Source organism: Lutibacter sp. B1, from assembly GCF_012524075.1.
GTDB lineage: Bacteria > Bacteroidota > Bacteroidia > Flavobacteriales > Flavobacteriaceae > Lutibacter.
This window is the reverse complement of the sequence record NZ_JAAZUI010000044.1, coordinates 1-5,008: the sequence shown is the minus strand read 5'-3', so window position 1 is coordinate 5,008 and position 5,008 is coordinate 1. Positions and strand designations below refer to the sequence as shown.

Genomic DNA, 5,008 nt, shown 5'->3' with positions numbered 1-5,008 from the left:
CAACAACGTATATAGCTCATTGTGGCGGAATTTTTTAATTGAAAAATTCCTTATATTTATAATCAAAATTGCTTCGGCGGAAAAATCTCGCTGATTTTCCCACAACGAAGCCATATACAAACCCGTTGTAGCAAATACTGAAAAACCGAACCGATTAAATGGAATTAGGATTAATAATAACATCAGTAGTATTAGGAATTGCTTTAATCCTAACAATTTTGAATTATCTCAAAACCAAGAAAAAATTCAAATCGGAACTAGAACAAAAAATAAAAGAAACGGATAAACTTCATTCCGACCTAAACAGATATAACGGAATTGTATCAATAGAAAAGGAAATTGAAAATAGGAATGTTGAATTAGTAGAACTACAAAAAACCGCCAAATCTTTTAATGAAAGTATAAATGACTTACAAACATTAAATTCAGAACTTGAAAAACTTAAAGATTCAAGAGAAATTGAGGAAAGGGAACTCAATGAAATTCAAAATAAAGCATCAAATCTAAATGATAGATATACAGAAGCTAAATCAATTTTTAAGGAATTAGAAAGAGATATAAACCTTTACAGAAATGACCTCGAATTTGTTGAACTTGGAATTTACGAACCAATATTTGACTATGAAACTTCAGAAAAATACAAAGAGGAACTGACTAATATTCGAACCAAGCAAAAACAATTGATAAAAGACGGAAATGCTTGTATTTGCAACACCAATTGGCACGTTGGAAATAGTAGAAAACAAGGAGAAATAATGACAAGACGTTATATAAACCTAACGCTAAGAGCATTTAACGGTGAATGTGACACTCTAATTTCCAAAGTAAAATGGAATAACGTCAAACGTTTTGAAGAACGTATAACAAAAGCTTTTACCGCAATTAATAAACTTGGAAAATCAAATGATGTTTATATTACTGATGAATACTTAAAATTAAAATTGGATGAACTTCATCTAGCTTATGAACTCGAACACAAAAAACAACAAGAAAAAGAAGAACAAAGAGCGATAAGAGAAGAACAAAGAGAAGAAGAAAGAGCACAAAGAGAGTTTGAAAAAGCAAAGAAAGAAGCGGAATTAGAAGAAAAAAGGTTCCAAAAAGCTCTTGAAAGAGCACAAAAAGAACTTGGTTTAGTAAGTGGCGAAGAACTTGAAAAATTGAATACACAAATAGCCGAACTTCAAAAAAACCTTCAAGAAGCACACGAAGCAAAAGAAAGAGTAATTTCAAGAGCACAAGAAACAAAATCGGGACACGTTTATATTATTTCTAATATTGGCTCATTTGGAGAGAATATATATAAAATAGGAATGACTCGAAGACTTGAACCTATGGATAGAGTCAGAGAATTAGGAGATGCTTCCGTTCCTTTTAGATTTGATTTACACGCTCTTATCTTCACTGAAAACGCACCTGAATTAGAAAATTTATTGCAAAAAGAATTTGACGATAGGAGAATAAATAAAGTGAACTATCGAAAAGAATATTTTAGAGTTACACTTGACGAAATAGAACAAGTTATCCAAGAAAAATATGACAAAGAAGTGGAATTTATTAAAGTTCCAGAAGCACAAGAATACAGAGAAACAAAATCAATAATAAAACAATTAGAGCAAGCTAAACAAGAAGAAATTGAAAACGAAATTGAAAAATATCCAGACAGTTTGTTCTGAAAAAGTACTTGCTACAACAATGGCTATAAGTAATTGCTTGGTCTCGCCTATTTCTGAAAATCCGCGAGGATTTTCAGTTTGGTGTGTACTTGCAAAGTTAAGTGCTAACCCACGCAACTACTCATAGCCGAGCCCGTTGTAAGTAATTTGATGAAAAACTAAATAATAATTTATGAGAAAATTAATTTTGATATTTTTAATTAGTGGAATTATATTTTCATGTGAAAAAGATGATGATAATAATTCTCAAGAACAAGCTATTGGTAATATTATCAATCCTTCTTTTAACGTAGATTTAATGATTGGAGCTTGGGTTAATGAAACAATAATTGTGAATGGAAATCAAGAAATATCATATGAACACAATCCTAACTGTACAAAAGATGTTTTTGGTTTTTTTAATACTGACATTAGACCTTTTACATATGAGGAGATTATACATATAAATAATGATTGTGGAACATCTCAAGTGATTTTAGATTGGAAAGTGAATGAGAATATATTATCTTTTTATTTTGGAGAACAACTAGTATTAGAGTATGAAGTTTTAAATATAACAGATACTGAATTTACAGTATTGACATCTGATGATTACAATAATGACGGAACTATTGATACAATACAGATAACCGCAAAAAGAGAAGATCCTTATGGCTGGTTCGAATAAAAACTACTTACAACAATGTATAACCACAATTACGGCGGATTCGACTACGTCCGAATCCACTCGGAATTGCTAACGTCAGTGCTAAACCGAAAAATTTACATACTTTAACCCGTAACTGACGGTTATACGAGACCGTTGTACCCCATTTAAAAAAAGACCGTGAATAGAAAATGAACGAGATAGAAAATATTAATTTAATGACCTCAAAAAGCAATTGACTGAATGGCTCACGATACATTAAAAAATGCCAATAAGGCAAAAAAAGATGAGTTCTATACTCAATTAACAGATATTGAAAAGGAACTACGACACTACAAAGACCAGTTCAAGGACAAAGTTGTTTACTGCAATGCAGATGACCCCTTTGAAAGCAACTTCTTTAAATACTTTGCTTCAAACTTTAACCTTCTTGGAATTAAGAAACTCATAGCAACAAGTTATTCGGGTTCACCAATTTTAGGTACTCAAATTTCACTATTTGATATTCAAGGCGTTAAAGCTGAAAAAGAGAAAGAACCAATCAAAATTGTAATTAATGAAGTAAAAGATTACAACAAAGACGGTGCAATTGACATATCAGATGTTGAGTATTTATTAAAACACGACAAAAACACCGCAAAAAAGTTAAAAGGTAGCGGTGATTTTAGAAGCAATGAATGTGTTGAAATTCTGAAAGAAGCTGATATAGTCGTTAGCAACCCACCATTTTCATTGTTTAGAGAATATATTTCGCAATTAGAAGAACACAACAAGAAGTTTTTAATTATTGGAAATACAAACGCAATTACTTACAAAGAAACATTTGCGTTAATAAAGGACAACAAACTGAGAACAGGATACACAAATTTCAATGTAGGGATGTTCTTTGTTGTTCCTGATGATTGGGAAAAATATCACCACATTGATGAAAACGGAAATAAAATCGCACGTGTATCAACTTCTTGTTGGTTTACTAATCTTCAAGTAAAGAAACATACAGAAGATTTAATCCTTTACAAAACTTACATTGGGAACGAAGACCAATATCCTAAATACGAAAATTTCAATGGTATTGAAGTTTCAAGAGTTGCAGATATTCCTATAGATTATAAAGGTTTTATGGGTGTTCCAATAACCTTTATCGACAAACATAACCCAGAGCAATTTGAGATTATTGGATTGGGAATTTCTAACTCAGGAATTGACATTGGTGTACAACCTTATAAACCCGAACACAAGAAATATAGGAAAGAAATTCAAAAACGTGGTGCTGTAGATGGCGACCTTTACATTATGGAAAATGGAATTGTCAAAGTTCCTTACGCACGAATCATTATAAAGAATAAAAGAATATGAATATAGAATTAAAAGAAATCAAGGTTCGAGATTTAACCAAAGGTTACGAAGACAACCAAGAAGATGGTGTAATTGGATATGGTGGTAAGTTAGACATACGACCACCCTACCAACGTGAGTTCATTTACAAGGACAAACAACGTGATGCTGTTATTGACACAATCACAAAAAAATTCCCCTTAAATGTTATGTATTGGGCAGTAAGGGAAGACGGTGAATTTGAAATAATTGACGGACAACAAAGAACAATATCTATTTGCCAATATGTAAATAACGACTTCTCAATTAATGGTTTAGCATTTCATAATCTACCCAAAGATAAACAAGAAGAAATTTTAGATTATGAACTTATGGTTTACTTCTGTGAAGGCACAGACAGTGAAAAATTAGAGTGGTTCAGGACAATCAACATTGCAGGGGAAAAACTAACAGACCAAGAATTAAGAAATGCGGTTTACTCAGGCTCTTGGGTGACAGATGCAAAGAGATATTTATCAAAAAATAGCAGACCTAAAATCGGAGATGATTATTTAGGTGGTTCGGCAAATAGACAAGAATATTTAGAAACGGCAATCAAATGGATTTCTGAAGGTAAGATTGAAGATTATATGTCAAAGAGCCAACACGAACCGAATGCAAATGAACTATGGCTGTATTTTCAAAGTGTAATTAGTTGGGTTAAAGCTATATTCCCAAAATATCGTAGAGAAATGAAAGGCATTGATTGGGGATTTCTTTACAACGAGTTCAAAGACCAAAAATATGACTCAGCAAAACTTGAAACCGAAGTCGCTAAATTAATGGAAGATGAAGATGTAGGGAATAAAAAAGGTATTTATACTTACGTTCTGACAAGAAAAGAGAAATATTTAAACATTCGTGCTTTCAGTCCAAATCAAAGACGAGAAGCCTATGAACGTCAAAAAGGAATTTGTCCAGTAAAGAAAAAGCATTACGCAATTGAAGAAATGGAAGCTGACCACATTACGCCTTGGCATTTAGGTGGAAAAACAACCGCAGAAAACTGTCAAATGTTGAGTAAAGAAGCGAACAGGGAAAAAGGCGGAAAATAAAAAACGGGGTACAACAATGTATATAAAAAATAGGCGAAACAGTAGTAATTACAAGGGTTGTGACTCATATCAAGCCTTGTGTTTAGCTGAAAGTTTAGTGCTTTGAAATCGCCTACTTTTCATATACTAACCGTTGCCTAAAATAACGAGATTGGAACTTGGCAGAGAAATTTTCTTTCAAAAATAATGATTTACTAAAGCTGAAAATATTCTGATTTTGGGCATTATTCCGGAATAAGTTTTTAATTTATTTTTCT

The 5,008-nt window shown here is 32.1% G+C and carries 4 protein-coding genes; all 4 read left to right on the top strand.

What is annotated here, in order from left to right:
- Positions 1 to 158: 158 nt before the first annotated feature.
- On the top strand, positions 159 to 1,676 hold the full coding sequence (locus HGB55_RS14400; RefSeq protein ID WP_168817686.1) for a DUF4041 domain-containing protein: 1,518 nt from the start codon (positions 159 to 161) through the stop codon (positions 1,674 to 1,676).
- A gap of 172 nt (positions 1,677 to 1,848) precedes the next feature.
- Positions 1,849 to 2,343 carry a lipocalin family protein gene (locus HGB55_RS14395; RefSeq protein ID WP_168817684.1) on the top strand — a complete coding sequence of 165 codons (495 nt, stop codon included), beginning with the start codon at positions 1,849 to 1,851 and terminating at the stop codon, positions 2,341 to 2,343.
- Positions 2,344 to 2,565: 222 nt separating this feature from the next.
- Positions 2,566 to 3,678: an adenine-specific methyltransferase EcoRI family protein gene (locus tag HGB55_RS14390; protein WP_168817682.1), complete on the top strand. Its 1,113-nt coding sequence runs from the start codon at positions 2,566 to 2,568 to the stop codon at positions 3,676 to 3,678.
- Positions 3,675 to 4,751 carry a DUF262 domain-containing protein gene (locus tag HGB55_RS14385; protein WP_168817680.1) on the top strand — a complete coding sequence of 359 codons (1,077 nt, stop codon included), beginning with the start codon at positions 3,675 to 3,677 and terminating at the stop codon, positions 4,749 to 4,751. The genes HGB55_RS14390 and HGB55_RS14385 overlap by 4 nt, the downstream gene beginning before the upstream one ends.
- Positions 4,752 to 5,008: the final 257 nt, after the last annotated feature.

Coding starts and splice junctions, on each gene's coding strand:
- HGB55_RS14400 (WP_168817686.1), top strand. CDS start 159: ATGGAATTAGGATTAATAATAACATCAGTAGTATTAGGAATTGCTTTA.
- HGB55_RS14385 (WP_168817680.1), top strand. CDS start 3,675: ATGAATATAGAATTAAAAGAAATCAAGGTTCGAGATTTAACCAAAGGT.
- HGB55_RS14390 (WP_168817682.1), top strand. CDS start 2,566: ATGGCTCACGATACATTAAAAAATGCCAATAAGGCAAAAAAAGATGAG.
- HGB55_RS14395 (WP_168817684.1), top strand. CDS start 1,849: ATGAGAAAATTAATTTTGATATTTTTAATTAGTGGAATTATATTTTCA.